The sequence below is a fragment of the Siminovitchia jepli genome (assembly GCF_047228825.1).
Classification (GTDB): domain Bacteria; phylum Bacillota; class Bacilli; order Bacillales; family Bacillaceae_C; genus Siminovitchia.
In genome coordinates this window covers 24,610-41,850 of the sequence record NZ_JBFEGN010000028.1, presented here as the reverse complement: position 1 = coordinate 41,850, position 17,241 = coordinate 24,610, and the positions used below count along the sequence as shown (strand labels likewise).

Below are 17,241 nucleotides of genomic sequence, written 5' to 3'. Positions count from 1 at the left end.
TTAACAAGCAGGTTGATAACGAGGGCTTTGATTGCTTCACCGGGAGACATATCTGTTCGCTGCGGATCCCAAGATACACGCTCGTTTATATGGCCAACCACATTCAGTGAATCGCAGAAATGCGCGATGACGGAAGACGAGCGTGCATGGATGATTTGTAAATCATCGGCCAGCTTTGGCACAGGAATCACTCCATTCATAGGTTGTTCAGAATGGATTCGACGCAGTGAATCAGGATTCCTTTTATTAAACAAAACAATTCAAATTTCTACATTTATTGATATGCGGAAGATGGGATGCATATACATATATTTCTACAAATAATGGAATATCCCTTTTTCTTTTTCCCCACAGTTTCCTTCCAAAATAGCGTTTGCCCATCTTCAAATAAGGACGCCTTAATGGCATAACTTGATTACCGCTGACAGGTAATCCACAAGAAAAATCGAGATCCCCTCTTTATAGAGATAAGAAATTAGGGTCATCTTTTTTATAAACGGTTAAATTTTTTTCAAAACGGTGCGACTTTTTTAGTTTAACGGTTCCAAATCCACCTCAAAGCCCATGTCCTCAAGCATTTGCCAATCTTTTGTTCCTTCCTGCCCTTCGGTTGTTAAATAGTCTCCGATGAAAATGGAATTGGCCGGATACAGACCGAGCGGCTGAAGGCTGCGCAAATTGACTTCCCGCCCCCCTGAAATTCGAATTTCTTTCATCGGATTAATGAATCGAAACAGACAGAGCACCTTCAAGCAATAACGCGGATTTAACTCATTCGTCCCTTCAAGGGGCGTCCCATCCACTGCGTGAAGAAAATTGACCGGGATGGAGTCCGCGTCTAGCGCCTTGAGACTGCGCGCCATATTGATGATATCTTCTTTCGTTTCCTTCATGCCGACAATGACCCCGGAACATGGCGAAATCCCGGATTCTTTCACCGTTTCCACCGTGCTGACACGATCATCATATGTGTGCGAAGTCGTAATATTGGCATGATGCCGGCTTGACGTGTTGATATTATGATTGTAGCGGTCCACTCCCGCTTCCTTTAAGCGGACAGCCTGTTCTGGCTTCAGTATGCCCAAACAGGCGCAAATGGTCATATCCTGATGGATGGATTTGATTTCCTTTACGGCATCGATCACGATATCCAATTCACGGTTGGCCGGGCCGCGTCCGCTTGCCACGATGCAGTACGTTCCTGCATGCAGTTCGGCAGCCCTACTCGCCCCCGCCACAATTTCGTCTTTCTTCATCATGGCATATTTTTCAATTGGCGCCTTCGATACGATTGATTGGGCACAATACCCGCAATTTTCCGGACACAGTCCCGATTTTGTGTTGATGATCATGTTCAGCTTCACTTTGTTGCCGTAAAATTGTTTCCTCACTTTGTACGCTGCATGAAGAAGCGGCAGCAATTCTTCATCCGGGCTTTCCAGAACGGCCATCGCCTGCTCATCTGTCAGCTCTTTTCCTTCAAGTACCGTGTCAGCCATATGTTCATATACACTCATTATAACACTCTCCCCTATTTCCCCGTTTTAACGATTTTCCTCATCCGATGTGCAAACACTCCGGCAAATACCGCCAAAATAATATCCTTTGGAAGCGGAACCGCCATCCATGCCCAAGCTATTTTATAAGAAAAAGCCTCTGGAGCCTGTGCCCAAAGTTTATAGGCCATATACATCCAATTCGTACCAAACAAATAACTGACAGCCGTTCCAATCAATGCTGCCGTGACGAAACGGAACACGCTCCTGTTTTTTTCAACCATTTTTCCTGTTATGTATGCCGTAAAAATAAAGGCAATAATAAATCCGAAGGTAGGGCTTAATATTTGGCCAATCCCTCCGTGAAAACGTGCAAAAACCGGAGCCCCCGCAAGGCCGATCAGCGTATATACTCCCATGGAAATAGCCCCAAGGCGCCCTCCGAGAAACGCCCCTGCCAGAACCGCGAAAAAAGCCTGCAGTGTGATAGGAACTCCGCCAACAACCATGAAGGGCAAAAAAGAGGTGATATTGGCTCCTATCATCATCAGGGCGGAAAATAAGCTGATATATACCATATCCAGTGTTCGCAGCCTGCTTTTACTGCTTACCGACGACATGCTCATTTATTTATCACTCCTTTTTCATACTATGTAGAGAATAATAGATTTCCAGCAATATTGTCAACCTATTATTAATAATAGTTAACAATTGTAACAAATTTCACCTTCAAGGTACCAATCATAAAGCACGAATGTTGGAGGGGGAAACGAATGATCCTGAGGGACTGTATCGAATCATGCGGCGAAGTGGCCAAACTGCAGAGGAAACACAAAATCGGGTACAATCCCGAGGGTTTGTAACCCGATGGTAGAAGGAGTCCCCTTCTATTTAAAATCGTTTTGGAACAGCCTCTTGTCCAGATTTATTAAAGGGCGCCCTCTTTTGGACGCCCAGATTTTTATTTAAACACTTTGAACCGCTCTTTAATGCTTTGAAATTCTTTTTCACCCGGATGGGCCGTCGGTTTTCCAAATGGCATTTGGGCGAGCAGCTTCCAGTCGGAAGGGATGCCCCATATTTTTTGGACAGCTTCATCAATCAGCGGCTGGTAATGCTGCAGGGATGCTCCGAATCCTTCGATTTCCAATGCCGTCCAAACGATATATTGCAGCATGCCGGATGACTGCAAGGAATAATCCGGAAACTTATCGGCGTAAGTCGGGAATTGCTCCTGCAACGATTTTACGACAGACAGGTCTTCAAAAAACAGGACGGTTCCATACCCCTTCCGAAAGCCTTCCATTTTTTGAGCAGTAGGCCCGAAATTTTCTTCGGGAACTATTTCTCTTAAAGCAGCTTCCGTTATGTTCCAAAGCTTGTCATGATTTTCCCCGAGCAGCAATACCACCCTGCCGCTTTGGGAGTTAAAAGATGTCGGGGCATATTTGATGGCATTAGCGAGCAATTCTTCAATCTGCTGGTCGGAAATATCCGACTCCTTGCTAATGGCGTAGTAGGAACGCCTTTCTTTCACAGCGGTAAAAAAATCTTGTTTTGTTTGAATCATCATGCATGCTCTCCTTTATGTTCAACTTCTAAATAAATTCGGATACCAGATGGGTCTTTCGTCATTATGATGTCATTTTTCACAAAAATGGATGCATTGATTTTTTCCAATTGCCGGGCCGCTTTTTCCCGTTCTTCTTTACTCGGAAAAAGAATGGAATACCGTTTTAATCCTGTACTGTTTTCTTCAGGGGGAGGCGCATCTATACTGTTCCACGTGTTTAAACCGATATGATGGTGGTAGCGATGTTTGGAAATAAACAATGCTTGGCTGCCATAATGGAGCATCTTGTCAAAACCGAGTCCATTACAGTAAAAATGCTCGGAAGAAGCCAAGTCCGCCACTTGCAAGTGGATATGCCCCATCACGGCTGCGGCAGGCATTCCTTGCCAGCCGGCCGCAGAAGCTTCCTGCATCAGGTTTTCTGCATCAAGCGCTGTTGTCGTCATAAACACTTGATCATTCTTCCAGCGCCATTCTTCTTTCGGCCTGTCTGCATATATTTCAATTCCGTTTCCTTCCGGATCCGCCAGATAGATCGCTTCACTGACATGGTGGTCGGATGCACCTTGCAAAGGAAGGCGGATTTGGATAAAATGCTTTAATACATCAGCGAGATACGGGCGGTTCGGCAAAAGAAACGCCATATGATACAGTCCGGCCGTTCCGGGCGCCCTTGGCTTCGCATTTTTACTTTCCGCAAGCGTAAGCATGACGCTTTTTTCATCTGCTGTAAACGATGCGGAACTCCCGGTTCGATTCAGCAACTGCAGGCCAAGGATGTGTTGATAAAAACCTGCGGTGCGCTCTATATCCCGGACGGTCAGCTGAATTTCACCCACAATAGGATGAGCCATTTAGTGCCTCCCTTCTCAATAAGCTTACTTTATGTAAGTAACTTTATATTAGTTAACAAATGATGTCAAGTCATGTAAAATATATTTTATATAAATCATGCTTCTAATGATATAATAATGTTGAGCGAGGTGAGGACAATGAATGCGAATAAATGTCCGAAGTTTGAAAAAGCGATGGGTATATTGGGGCAGCGATGGACAGGACTGATTATTCACCAGCTTTTGAATGGCCCGCAGCGTTTCTGCACTGTGGAAGCAGCCATGCCGATTAGTGCCCGCGTCTTATCAGAACGCTTAAAGGATCTAGAAAAAGAAGGCATTGTCAAACGTGAAGTATATCCGGAAACCCCGGTAAGAATAGAATATTCGCTGACTGAAAAAGGATTAGCACTTGGTCCCATCATGAAAGAAATTGAAAAATGGAGTGAAAAGTGGATCGAAATCCCGGCAAAATCTTAAAGGCCGATTGCTTTTCATAAGACAGTCGGCGTTTTTTTGTTTATCCCGCTTTAACTGGCAGTAAGACCCCCCTTCAAAATTTGCGGTAAAACGAGAATGGTAAGTGGGGGATAGGAGAGTCCTCCACTGATTGCAGTTTCACTTTATTGTATCCTCACTTATTTACATTAAAAAGAAAGGAGATAGAAAAAATTGAAAAACGAAATCATTAACAGATTTACTTCTTATGTAAAGATCGATACGCAATCGGATGCAAGCAGTGATTCATGCCCATCCACTCCCGGACAATGGACACTGGCCCGGCAGCTCGCGAAAGAATTAAAAGCGATTGGAATGATCGATGTCACAGTTGACGAAAATGGATATGTTATGGCTACCCTCCCGTCCAATACGGATAAAGACGTGCCGACGATCGGATTTTTGGCCCATATGGACACGGCCACCGATTTTACCGGTGCGGGGGTAAACCCGCAAATGATTGAAAGCTATGACGGGAAAGACATCATTTTGAACGAAGAAAAACAGATGATCTTATCCCCAAAAGAATTTCCGTCATTGCTGGATTATATCGGCCATACGCTCGTAACGACAGATGGGACGACACTGCTTGGCGCCGACAATAAAGCAGGAATTGCCGAAATCATGACGGCGATGGATTATTTGCTGAAGCATCCGGAAATAAAACACGGGAAAGTAAGGGTGGCCTTTACCCCGGATGAAGAAATTGGAAGGGGTCCTCACAGGTTTGATGTGGAAGCGTTTAACGCCGCTTTTGCCTATACGGTGGACGGCGGCAGGCTAGGCGAGCTGCAGTACGAAAGCTTCCATGCTGCAAGTGCGGAGGTCACATTCAAAGGAACCAATATACATCCGGGATCCGCCAAAGGCATTATGGTCAATTCGCAAAAGCTTGCGATGGAATTTCACGGACAGCTTCCCGCCCATGAAACCCCTGAATGGACGGACGGATATGAAGGCTTTTTCCACCTTTTATCGTTCCAGGGCAACGTGGAAGAAACAACGTTGCACTATATCATCCGTGATTTCGACCGCCAAAAATTTGAAGAAAAAAAAGCGCTCGTTCAAACCATTGCCCGCGGGCTTGATGAAAAATACGGCCAGGGCCGCGTGTTCGTCAATATAAAAGACCAGTACTACAATATGCGGGAAAAAATTGAGCCCGTTAAAGAAATTGTCGATATTGCCGCGGATGCCATGAAACAATTGCAAATAGAACCGGTCATTCTCCCCATCCGCGGGGGTACGGACGGATCCCAGCTATCGTTCATGGGACTGCCGACACCAAACCTTTTTACGGGGGGAGAAAACTTTCACGGCCCTTATGAATTTGCATCCGTCGATGTAATGGAACAAGCCGTATATACGATCGTAGAAATTTGTAAATTATTTGAGGAACGCGCGGAAAGCTTTAACCATCATGGTCGATAAATTGATTTATTAATTTATTTTCGCCAAAACAGTTGACTTTCAACTATCTACCTGACATAATACTTAAGACAATTTCATCTTTCTGCCTTTAAATCGGTCCCGTGAGGCTGGCAAGGTGTTCGATCAACCGTATGCATACGGTGGACTTTTTTATGGATCATACAAAGCACCTTGCCATTTTCGGACAAGGTGCTTTTTTGCGGACAAAAATAATCATAGGAGAGAATAACATGAGCCAACGAGAAATTCAGGTCCATGAACGACTGCCCATTTTAAAAAGCTTGCCACTCAGTTTCCAGCACTTATTTGCCATGTTTGGTTCCACCGTTTTGGTTCCGTTATTGTTTAAAGTGGACCCCGCGACCATTTTACTCATGAACGGCATTGGCACGTTGCTTTATATACTGATCACAAAAGGAAAAATACCCGCTTATCTCGGTTCCAGTTTTGCTTTTATTTCTCCGGTATTTGCCGTTTTGGGCAACTATTCGGGAGGAGAGGGTTACGCATATGCACTCGGTGGATTCCTTGTTGTCGGGATTGTCCTTATACTCATAGCGCTGATCGTAAAACTGGTCGGAACGGCATGGATTGATGTTATTTTTCCCCCTGCCGCCATGGGAGCGATTGTCGCCGTCATCGGTCTCGAACTGGTTCCGGTTGCAGCCGGAATGGCAGGTTTGGCAAAACCGGAGGACGCCGCGGCCAATTGGGCGCCCGATCCCCAGGCCATTACCGTCTCTTTGCTGACGCTTGGCATTACGATCGTATGCTGGGTCACGATGCGCGGGTTTTTAAAAATCATCCCCATCCTGCTTGGGATTGTTTCCGGATATTTGATTGCCTTAGCGATGAACATGGTTGATTTGACTGCCGTCCAGCAAGCGGATTGGATTACAACGCCCACATATTATGCAATGAAATTCAATTGGGCGGATGTCTTTCTCATCCTGCCCGCTGCCCTTGTACTTGTGCCGGAGCATATCGGCCATCTTGTCGTCACAGGAAACATTGTCAAAAAAGACCTGGTCAAGGACCCCGGGTTGGACCGCTCTTTAATGAGCAACGGGATTTCGACCATCATATCAAGCTTTGTCGGTTCCACCCCCAACACAACGTATGGAGAAAATATCGGTGTTTTGGCCATTACAAGGGTTTATTCGACCTGGATTATCGGCATCGCGGCATGCATTGCCATTGTTCTTTCGTTTTGCGGCAAATTGGCGGCGCTCATTTCATCAATTCCTGCGCCTGTCATGGGCGGCATATCACTTCTGCTCTTCGGGATCATCGGAGTAAGCGGCATCCGGATGCTTGTGGAGGCGAACGTCAATTATAACACTTCATATAATATGATCTTGACGTGTGTTGTCCTGGCCATCGGCATCAGCGGCGCATCCATTCACATGGGCACTGTTCCTTTGTCCGGAATGGGATTGGCTACGGTCGTTGCCATCATATTGAGCTTGTTCTTTAAACTGTTGGAAAAACTGAATTTAACGAATGACTAAAAAGCCGGGCGCAAGCGCCCGGTCTCCATGTTTCAAGCTGTTTTTTGCACTGTATTTTGGCTTCCAGGTTCCACAACCACGCAGGCGGAAGCGTCCCCCACTATATTCACGGATGTCCTGAGCATATCCAAAATCCTGTCAATCCCGGCAATTAAGGCAATTCCTTCAAGCGGCAGATTTACGGCAGCCAGCGTCATGGTCAGCATCACCAATCCCGCACCCGGCACACCCGCCGCTCCAATCGAAGCAAGCGTTCCCATAAGCGCGGCGATTAAAATTTGCGCAAACGTTAATTCAACACCGAAATACTGGGCTACAAACATGACGGCAATCCCTTGATAAATGGCCGTTCCGTCCATGTTGATCGTTGCGCCGAGCGGCAAAACAAAGCTTGTCGTCGTTTTTGATATTCCCAAATTTTCCTCGGTGTTTTTCATGGTTACCGGCAGTGTTCCTGAACTGCTGCATGTTGCAAAAGCGACGGAGGCGGCAGGAAAGATTCCCTTAAAGAAATAAAGCGGATTCATCTTTCCGAATGTTTTTACCGCAGCCGAATAAACGAGGGCAACATGGACGATGACAGCGACAACCATTGCGATGATCACTTTCATAAGCGGCAGCAGGACGGATGCTCCGTACGTTCCGACAATGGGGGCCAGCAAGCCAAATATGCCGAGCGGAACAAGTTTCATCACAATGCCGGTAATTTTATACATCACTTCAGCCATTCCCTCGAAAAACCGCTGGACAGGAGCGGCTTTTTCACCAACGAGAGAAATGCCAATTCCGGTAAAAACCGCAAAGAAAATGATTTGTAATACGGCACCGGTCGTTAAAGCTTCGATTGGATTGGTCGGAATAATGTTTAATAGCGTTTCAATGACGCCTTCAGTCTCGGCTGCTTCAATAGCTTCCCCTTGGGCAGCCACTTCGACACCCGCGCCCGGCTGAAAAACAAATCCCGAAAAAAGTCCGAGCGCAATGGCGATAAAACTGGTCACAAGAAAGTAGACAAGCGCCTTTCCCCCGAGCCTCCCCAGTTTTTTCGCATCACCAGTACCCGTTACCCCTACAATAATCGTGGACAATATAAGGGGGACAATAATAAATTTAATAAGCCTTAAAAACAAATCCCCCAGCGGCTGAACAACTGTTGCTCTTTCCCCGAAAATCCATCCTGCCAGCACAGCAAGGATAAAGGCGGCCAAAATTTGAAACATAAAGTTCTTTCTCATGGGCAGATCTCCTTTGTTCCTCAAGGTGATTGAGGGAGAATTCAATCATCATGAAAGTTGCTGATATATTCATCCCGTTGTAAAACTGGAATGTCCGGCACATCGGCATTCAAATATTTCAGCCCCATCCCGGTATTCACTGTGACCACTGCATCATTTTGATCAACCAATCCGGCACTACTTAGTTTTCGTGCCGCCAAAAACGCTGCCGCTCCTTCCGGGCATACAAAAGCGCCTTCTGTTTGGACAATTCGTTTTTGTTCCTCCAAGATTTCATGATCATTTACGGCCAATGCCACGCCGTTCGTTTCGTAAATGGCTTTCAGCACCAAAAAGTCCCCCAAAGCTTTCGGAACATTGATCCCAAAAGCAACTGTTTTGGCGTCATCCCAAAATTCCGATTGCGTTTTTCCCTCCTCCCACGCTTTTACAATGGGAGCACAGCCTGCCGATTGGACGACAACAAGTCTCGGCATTTTATCTTGATCAATCCACCTTAGTTGCTGTAATTCGCGAAATGCCTTGTAAATCCCGATTAACCCGACTCCACCCCCTGCAGGATAGATGATGACATCAGGGACTTTCCAATGCAGCTGCTCTGCAATTTCATAGCCCATTGTTTTTTTGCCCTCAATTCTGTACGGCTCTTTTAAGGTGGAAGCATCGTATAAATGGAAATCGGCAGCGGCTTTGGCAGCCATTTTCCCCGCATCGCTGATCCAGCCGTTCACGAAGAATAGTCTGGATCCTGTTGCTGCAACTTCGGAACGGATGAATGGAGGAGCATCAACAGGCATGATAATAACCGCTTCGATTCCCGCTTTGGCTGCATAAAGGGACCAGGCGGCTCCGGCATTCCCGTTTGTCGGCATGACGAGTCTTCTTACCCCAAGCTCTTTCGCTTTGGATATGCCAATCGCGGCGCCGCGGGCTTTAAATGTACCTGTAGGAGACAAACCTTCATCTTTCATCCACAACTTGGGCAAGCCCATTTCAGTCCCGATTTTCTTCATCGGGATCATCGGAGTCATCCCTTCGCCAAGTGAGACAATATTGTCGGGATTTTTGACAGGCAGTAATTCATGGTAACGCCAAAGGTCATTTCTTCTTTTTAAAAAATGTTCCGGTTTTAATTGCATGGAGATGGCTGCCAAATCGTAGTTTACGAGAAGCGGGGACCCGCACCGGCACAGCTGTTGTACTTCGTCAGGCTTGAACACCAATGAACACTTGGCACAGGATAAGTGCGATATATGGCTAAATGACATACATTCTCCTCCCTCGATACATCATATGCCCCGTTTGGCCGCTTTATTAAAAAAGAGGAGATTAATTAAGAACAAGCATTTTTTTATCCACAAAAAACGGGAACCCGCATCAGGCTCCCGCAAATTCGTTTTCTGTATTATGCCAATATCTCTTCATCAGATGGAACTTGAAGTCCAAGACCTTCGGCCACTTTCGTTCCGTACTCGGGATCCGCTTTGTAGAAATGGCGGATTTGGCGAAGTTTGATTTCATCTTTTTCAACCGGCTTCATGGAAGCGACGATATTCGCAACAAGCCGCTCGCGCTCTTCCTTGGTTAAGAGGCGGTACAAGTCGCCCGGTTGTGTGTAGTGGTCATGATGGTCATAGCTGGTGCTTGCCGCAACTCCGGAGACAGCATATTCAGCTTGCTTATTTTCCGGTGTTTCTTTTGGACCGCCGTAACTGTTTGGCTCATAATAGACGGACCCGCCGCCATTGTCATCAAAACGCATGGCCCCATCGCGCTGATAGTTGTTAATACCATTGATCGGACGGTTAATCGGCAGAAGCTGATGATTCGTTCCGACACGGTAACGGTGGGCGTCATGGTAGGCAAACAAACGGCCTTGGAGCATTTTATCCGGTGATACGTCGATGCCCGGAACGAGCGTGCCTGGAGAGAATGTCGCCTGCTCGACTTCTGCAAAGTAGTTTTCGGGGTTGCGGTTCAGCACCATCTTTCCAACTTCAATGAGCGGATAATCCTTTTGCGACCATACTTTCGTGACGTCAAACGGATCAAAGCGGTACGTGTCGGCATCTTCAAGCGGCATGATTTGTACATGCAGCGTCCAGGAAGGATAGTCGCCATTTTCAATGGCATTATACAGGTCTTCGGTATGGTAATCCGGATTTTCTCCGGCCAGTTTTGCCGCAAGATTTACATCAAGATTTTTAATGCCTTGATCGGTCTTAAAGTGGTATTTTACCCATACACTTTCACCTTCGGCGTTCGTCCATTTAAATGTATGGCTTCCATAACCGTTCATATGGCGGAATGTTGCCGGAATACCGCGGTCTGACATTAAAATGGTTACTTGGTGAAGCGATTCAGGCGACAAGGACCAGAAATCCCAAACCGCATTCGGATTTTTCAAATGTGTTTTCGGATCTCTTTTCTGCGTATGAATAAAGTCCGGGAACTTAATCGCATCACGGATAAAGAATACAGGCGTATTGTTTCCCACCAAGTCATAATTGCCGTCTTCCGTGTAAAATTTCACGGCAAATCCGCGCGGATCCCGGACGGTGTCCGCTGAACCGAGTTCTCCGGCAACTGTTGAAAAACGGATAAACATGGGCGTTTTCTTGCCAACTTCCGATAAAAACTTGGCTTTCGTATATTTCGATACATCATTCGTTACCTGAAAATACCCATGTGCCCCGGCACCCTTTGCGTGAACAACCCGCTCGGGAATTCTTTCCCTGTTAAAATGAGCGAGCTTTTCCAATAAATGAACGTCTTGAATGAGCGTCGGTCCACGGGAACCGGCAGTAATGGAATTTTGGTTGTCTCCTACAGGCGCACCCCAGCTCGTCGTCAAGCGGTGATCTTTTTTCGTCACAATGCATCCCACCTTATTTATAATAATTCTAATCTTTTTCATCATAACATGGTCAATAATGAGTTTCAAGTTAAAATAATTATCATTTTAAAATATATATCATAAACAGCCTCCCTTAACACCACTTTGAGGTTTTGTCTATTTTTTAAAGAATATATTCAACCAAACAGACGATCAGTACTTTACAGCATCCGAAGTATTATTGAGAACTATTTTCAACGTAAGATGCATGAGTATTATATTTCGAAATATTTAGGCATTTTGATCAACGATTTATTTTTGATTGTTCCAAGTTCGTCTATGAACATATCTTTTTCAGTAGTATAAGATAGGCTGTGGAATACAAAAATCAAACAATTTGCTCATTTTTGGTCAACTCAAAAATACTCAAAAAAAGGCTGCCCTCAGGCAGCCATTTATATGCTCAATATTTCTTTTATGTCTTCTTCAGACAGGCTGGACAGCATTGTTTCTCCGGGCTGAATAACCTGCTCGATCAGCTCCCTTTTCCTTTGCTGAAGATGATAGATCTTTTCTTCAATGGTGCCTTTTGTAATCAGCCGAATGACCTGAACGACATTTTTTTGTCCAAAGCGATGGGCCCTCCCTGCCGCCTGATCTTCTACAGCCGGGTTCCACCATAAATCATACAAAATGACCGTATCGGCTGCTGTCAGATTGAGCCCCGTACCGCCTGCCTTTAACGAGATAAGGAAAATGGCCTTCTCGCCTTCATTAAACCGTTCACTCATGCGCAGCCGTTCCTGCGAAGGAGTTTGGCCGTTTAAATAAAAATGCGGATAACCGGCCTTTGTCAACATGGCTTGAATGATGTCCAGCATGCTCGTAAATTGAGAAAAGATGAGGAGCCGTTTCCCGTTTGCAATGGAATTTTCGACAATTTCCATAAGCTGTTCCAATTTTCCCGAGGTCCCATGATAGTTTTCCAAAAAAAGCAGGGGATGGCAGCAAAGCTGACGCAATCTCGTGATCCCTGCCAAAATTTTCATCCGGCTTTTTTGGAATCCCTCTCCTTGCAGGGAAGCAGCCGCTTCCTGCTGGATGCGCTGCAAATAGCCAACATACAGCTCTTTTTGTTCTTTTGACAGCTCTGTAATATGGGTCGATTCAATTTTGTCAGGAAGCTCTTTTAACACGTCAGACTTAAGTCTGCGCAATATAAAAGGCCTGATCATGTTTGAAATTTTTTCGGGCTCCATCTTTTTGAAATCTTTCAGCCCCGGAAACAGCCCTGGCAAAATCGCCTGGAAAATGCCCCATAGTTCATCTACGGAGTTTTCAATAGGCGTTCCGCTTAATGCAAACTTCCTCGATGCCCGGATTTTCCGGACTGCAGAAGCAGCCTTCGTCGTATAATTTTTAATAAACTGGGCTTCATCCAAAATCAGCGTATGAAACTGTTTGTCTTTATACCATTCTATATCCTGTCGAAGCGTTGAATAGGAAGTGATCAAAATGCCGGCCTCTTTCCCATTCAAAATTTTTTTTCGTTCACCTGGTGTCCCCGAAATAACCGCTGTTTTGACGCCGGGAGCAAATTTGTCCCATTCGCTTTGCCAATTATAAATCAGGGATGCAGGAGCAACGATTAAATGCTGGTTTCCCTCCATCACCGATAATAAATAAGCAATGCTTTGCAGCGTTTTTCCAAGCCCCATGTCATCGGCCAGAATTCCGCCCAAATGATAATGGGACAGCGAGCGGAACCATTGATAACCCGTTTTCTGGTATTCCCGCATCGAAGCCTGCAATCCTTCCGGAAGCGGATATGTCTGTTCCTCCGGCCTTTTTAAATGATCAAGCAGCATGCGGAAAGACGGGTCGTACTGCTTTTTCGTGCGGAGCGCTTCATCCACCTGCATGCCTCTGTAAATCGGCACTTCCAATTTGCCCTTTGCCACTTCACTGCTTTTAATATGGAAATCGGCAAACATCTCCTGGAGCGACCGAAATTCCTCGGTTTCAAGAGATAAAATCGCTCCGCTTTTGAGTTTGTAAAACCGTTTTTTTTCAATGGTGTTTTCCATGATTTTTGCAATTTCTTCCTGATCGACCCCATCCATTTGAAAACTGATTTCCAGTAACCCGAAAGATTCATCTGTTCGAACCGCCGCTTTCGGCACGGGCTGCTCTTCCAATACCAAAAGACGGAGGCGTTTGGTCATATACAATTCACAGCGTTCGCCAAGAGCCGGCAAAATAGTCAATATAAATTCGTAAAGCTCCTCTTCATCAAGCCGCAGATGGAGCTCCTTCCCGTTATATTTCATCCCCGCATTCTCAATAATGTTCATGATTTCCTGCTCTTTTTCCACGTCCCTGATTAAAATGGTCTCACCCTGCCCCTGCGGCTGAAAAGGATCAACCAGAAAGTCTCCATAACGGTATTCAAGCCTGGCCTTAATCGTATCTTCTTCGAGATCGAGATACGCCTTTGCCGTCAGCGGCACCTGGATAATTTGTTCTTTTACCTTTTCCGCCACTTGAACGGTACCGACTTTTTTCAGCCTCGGGAGCACTTCCGAAACAAATGCGTCTGCATGATCGGTCGGGATAAATACCCGGTTCGTTTTATTTTCAATATCCAAAATTTTTTCTATGAGCGGCAAAATTTCCGCGGCCGGATAATAAATCATCCCGTTCAAAAAAACAAGTCCATATGGCTTCATAAAAACGGTATTTTCCATATGCGGCAAAAGAAGTTCCAATTCCTTCTCTTCGTTTTTGTCGAGTTCAAACCGAAACGGAAAGGGTTCATCCAACACTTTTATTTCGGAAAAAGAGCTTCTTTCCAATTTTCCGACGGCGTTTCTCTGTGTCAATTTTTCCAAAAGTGACTTGGCAAAGAGCGGGGGAATCATGACGGAGCGGGCCGTTGAATAAATCGCAGTGCCCGAATTATAATAGCGGAGACCCTCTGCGTACAGCCGTTCGTTTTCGATCATTGCCAAAAGCTCATATAATATTTCCCGGTCTGCCGAAGTTACTGCATGTTCTTCGGGGCTGTAAGTAAATTTAGCGGTAAAAGGGTGTTCACGGCCTTCCTTTATATTATGGATGAATTCGCCCACATTTCGTACAACATATAAGTGATCTACACCCGCTTTTATTTCAACGAACAAAGCTTGTGGATTGGAAAAATCGCAGTCATATTGGATTTTCATTGGCTTTTTTCCAAACGAAGAAACGGGAGATTCAGCGGGCGCAGCAACAATCGATTGAAGCAGTTCTTCCGCGGCATAATATTTCCCGTTGTCCAAGTACTTCGCCATCTTTATGATATCCGCTTCCTGTTCGCACATTTTCAGCATCACTGCCACGATATGCTTGCATTCGCCATATTGCATAAACGCTTTGCAGTCACAGGAAATGGTGATAGGCTCCTGGTTTTTATTCAGTTGTACTTCTACCATGTAAGAATGACTGCCCTCTACATATGCCCAGCAAGTCCCATTAAAATGTTCAAAGTTTAATTTTCCAACCCGATCCTGAAAATAATACTCCCTCCCACGCCTGTAAAAGATGGGGGTGAACATTCTCTCGACATCGCTTTTATTAAAAGGTACCAAAATAGTGATGCCAACCTTCTTTCTATCCTTTATTTCAATTTTTCTATATCTAACCTATTTTATCATTAGATGTCAATATTGAGCAAAACTGCATGAAGATGTCTGAAACGAAGTGATGACGTCGGTTGCTTTGGTGAAAAGCGCCTCCCCGCAATTCGTCTTGTGCTTGTCGCTGGGATTCCCAAACTAAACCGATCTCCCATGATAGGTTTGGGGCGAAAGTCTCGCTGCCCGAATCATGCAAGATTAAACCGATCCATCACCCGTTTGCCGCCCATGGCAAAAGGGAAAAGCCATAGGAACCTTGCGGAAGGGAGTGTGTACGTGAAAGAAAACATTGGCCTCAACCTGGCATTTTTGAAAAACGTTTCAATAAAGGATATTTTTCCATTTTTTGTATATGTCGGTTTCATTTTTCTTGCCAAAAATGGAATCATCTTTCTTCTAAAAAAGACTTTCCGTTCAGTCCAATCAAAAAACAATTGGATCCCTACGGTTGAAGCGATATTCAATTGGGCTTCATTTTACGGAACCATCATTTTATTTCTTTTTTATTTTTCAAAAGAAAATTGGCTGTTTGCACCGTTATATAGTGTAAAAGGACTGGATGTCTCGCTTTTTCTTATTTTGGTGGCCATTTTGGTGATCACTTTCGCAAATCGTGTTGTTAAAACGCTCACCAAACATTTAATGCCGATCTTATATGACCGGTTTTCGGTTGATGCCCGGATGAGATACACGATAAACCGGTTAATTTATTATACGGTGATGATCACGGCGGTCATTGTGAGTTTTTCAATTGTTGGTTTAAACTGGAAAGGAATTGCGATCGTTTTTAGCACGCTTGGGATTGGGATCGGATTTGGATTGAGAAATGTTGCCGCGAACTTTGTTTCAGGACTGATTATATTGTTCGAAAAGCCGCTCGAAGTAGGAGAGGTCGTAGAAGTGGACGGTGAAATTGGGGTTGTTTCAAAGATTAGGCTCCGCTCTACCTCTTTGTATCTGTATAAAGAAGGAACACTCATCATACCAAACCAATATCTCATTGAAAATGTCATTATGAACAGGTCGAATTCTCCTCTTTTTGCAATCGTTCATGTTGGTGCGGCATACGGAAACGATACAGAAAAAATCAAAGCACTTTTAAAAGCGGCCGTTAGTGAAGGAATTAAAGAGATAGAGGGAGTGCTTCCGGAACCTTTACCGGCAGTCCGGTTTGTCGATATTCGTGATGCTGCCCTGCTTTTTGCCGTAGAGGTACCCGTAAAGGATGCCAAAGTAAAAGAGAAACTTGAGGACAAGCTGCGCCATCATATTATCTCGGCCTTTTATCAAAACAAGATTCAACTCGCTGATTCTCCGACGGATATCGATGAACATTAAGAAAAATCATGAATGAATCTATAAAATCTGCCATAATAAAAAAAAGAGGATGAAAGGATGATGCATATGTCTACTTTAATACAGCTTAATACAACAGATGAATGGGAAAAAGTCTTGCATAAAACAAACGAGGGACCTGTATTCGTTTTTAAACACAGCTCGACATGCCCGATCAGTGCCAACGCCTTTAAAGAATATGAGAACTTTCCATCAGACATGGATAAATATTTCTTAATCGTCAGTGAAAGCCGGACTGTCTCTGATCAGATTGCGAGCGACCTCGACATCAAGCACGAATCTCCGCAAATCTTCCTCATCAAAGACGAAAAGGCTTTATGGAATGCATCCCATTGGGATATTACCGAAAAAAATATCGAAGATGCGGTAAAAGAGCATTTAAATGCGTAGCTGAGGGAAGGTGCCGGCCGGCCATCGTACAAAAGACTTCCGTCGGCATCTGTGATTCCCTTTAATTCATCCACCCTGAAACCTCTCCCCATTGAAATGGGGAGGTTCCGGGACCCTAAAGGGTCACGATTCCATTGCGACAAATCGCAATGGCGCGTGTGTACTTTGGGCTTTTCCCTTTCCAGATGAGGTTCTGGTTTCGGACTGGAGCTTTTCCACACGACGTTCGCGTACAAATCGTTCTGTCGAACGAGGGGACTCGCTCGAGGCTTCCCTTGCGGTCGGCTCTCACAACTTAACGTACGCATCCGGTGTTTGACCTATACAACACCAATAGACATTGACACCCACTGTCTCATGACAGGAGATATGCCTATCTTTCGTGGGTTTCATCACGACAAAGGT

The 17,241-nt window shown here is 45.1% G+C and carries 14 protein-coding genes; 5 read left to right on the top strand and 9 right to left on the bottom strand.

What is annotated here, in order from left to right:
• From AB1L08_RS11285 to AB1L08_RS11265, 5 genes are all read right to left on the bottom strand, one after another.
• A partial coding sequence (locus tag AB1L08_RS11285) for a DUF4277 domain-containing protein (RefSeq protein WP_413064752.1) occupies window positions 1-182 on the bottom strand: 182 nt, incomplete at its 3' end.
• A gap of 348 nt (window positions 183-530) precedes the next feature.
• Complete coding sequence (bioB, locus tag AB1L08_RS11280) at window positions 531-1,517, bottom strand: biotin synthase BioB (RefSeq protein WP_413064751.1); 987 nt, start codon at window positions 1,515-1,517, stop codon at window positions 531-533.
• Window positions 1,518-1,531: 14 nt separating this feature from the next.
• A complete protein-coding gene (locus AB1L08_RS11275) occupies window positions 1,532-2,122 on the bottom strand; it encodes a biotin transporter BioY (protein ID WP_413064750.1) in 591 nt (196 codons plus the stop codon).
• A 335-nt stretch (window positions 2,123-2,457) separates the two neighbouring features.
• The gene (locus AB1L08_RS11270; protein ID WP_413064756.1) at window positions 2,458-3,066 is read right to left on the bottom strand and encodes a nitroreductase family protein; all 609 of its coding nucleotides are present in this window, start codon (window positions 3,064-3,066) and stop codon (window positions 2,458-2,460) included.
• Entirely contained in the window at window positions 3,066-3,923 is an 858-nt protein-coding gene (locus tag AB1L08_RS11265; RefSeq protein WP_413064749.1) for a VOC family protein, read from the bottom strand. Before AB1L08_RS11265 ends, AB1L08_RS11270 begins: the two co-directional genes overlap by 1 nt.
• A 138-nt stretch (window positions 3,924-4,061) precedes the next feature.
• On the opposite strand from AB1L08_RS11265, the gene AB1L08_RS11260 reads away from it, so the two are divergent.
• The 3 genes from AB1L08_RS11260 to uraA all read left to right on the top strand — a co-directional run bounded on the left by AB1L08_RS11260 (window position 4,062) and on the right by uraA (window position 7,342).
• Window positions 4,062-4,382 (top strand): winged helix-turn-helix transcriptional regulator, encoded by a 321-nt coding sequence (locus AB1L08_RS11260; protein WP_413064748.1) that lies wholly within the window; start codon window positions 4,062-4,064, stop codon window positions 4,380-4,382.
• Between the two features lie 192 nt (window positions 4,383-4,574).
• A complete protein-coding gene (gene pepT, locus AB1L08_RS11255) occupies window positions 4,575-5,831 on the top strand; it encodes a peptidase T (RefSeq protein WP_413064747.1) in 1,257 nt (418 codons plus the stop codon).
• 230 nt (window positions 5,832-6,061) lie between these two features.
• Window positions 6,062-7,342: a uracil permease gene (gene uraA, locus AB1L08_RS11250; protein WP_413064746.1), complete on the top strand. Its 1,281-nt coding sequence runs from the start codon at window positions 6,062-6,064 to the stop codon at window positions 7,340-7,342.
• Window positions 7,343-7,374: 32 nt separating this feature from the next.
• Here the strand turns inward: uraA and AB1L08_RS11245 are convergent, their stop codons facing one another.
• The 4 genes from AB1L08_RS11245 to AB1L08_RS11230 form a co-directional block, all read right to left on the bottom strand.
• Window positions 7,375-8,577, bottom strand: coding sequence for a dicarboxylate/amino acid:cation symporter (locus tag AB1L08_RS11245; RefSeq protein ID WP_413064745.1), 1,203 nt, complete (start codon window positions 8,575-8,577; stop codon window positions 7,375-7,377).
• Between the two features lie 41 nt (window positions 8,578-8,618).
• Window positions 8,619-9,845: a threonine synthase gene (locus AB1L08_RS11240; RefSeq protein ID WP_413064744.1), complete on the bottom strand. Its 1,227-nt coding sequence runs from the start codon at window positions 9,843-9,845 to the stop codon at window positions 8,619-8,621.
• A gap of 137 nt (window positions 9,846-9,982) precedes the next feature.
• Window positions 9,983-11,452 carry a catalase KatA gene (gene katA / locus AB1L08_RS11235; RefSeq protein ID WP_413064743.1) on the bottom strand — a complete coding sequence of 490 codons (1,470 nt, stop codon included), beginning with the start codon at window positions 11,450-11,452 and terminating at the stop codon, window positions 9,983-9,985.
• Between the two features lie 416 nt (window positions 11,453-11,868).
• Entirely contained in the window at window positions 11,869-14,886 is a 3,018-nt protein-coding gene (locus AB1L08_RS11230) for a DEAD/DEAH box helicase (protein WP_413064742.1), read from the bottom strand.
• A gap of 480 nt (window positions 14,887-15,366) precedes the next feature.
• On the opposite strand from AB1L08_RS11230, the gene AB1L08_RS11225 reads away from it, so the two are divergent.
• On the top strand, window positions 15,367-16,428 hold the full coding sequence (locus tag AB1L08_RS11225) for a mechanosensitive ion channel family protein (RefSeq protein WP_413064741.1): 1,062 nt from the start codon (window positions 15,367-15,369) through the stop codon (window positions 16,426-16,428).
• 66 nt (window positions 16,429-16,494) lie between these two features.
• Window positions 16,495-16,836: a bacillithiol system redox-active protein YtxJ gene (gene ytxJ, locus AB1L08_RS11220; RefSeq protein WP_413064740.1), complete on the top strand. Its 342-nt coding sequence runs from the start codon at window positions 16,495-16,497 to the stop codon at window positions 16,834-16,836.
• Window positions 16,837-17,241: the final 405 nt, after the last annotated feature.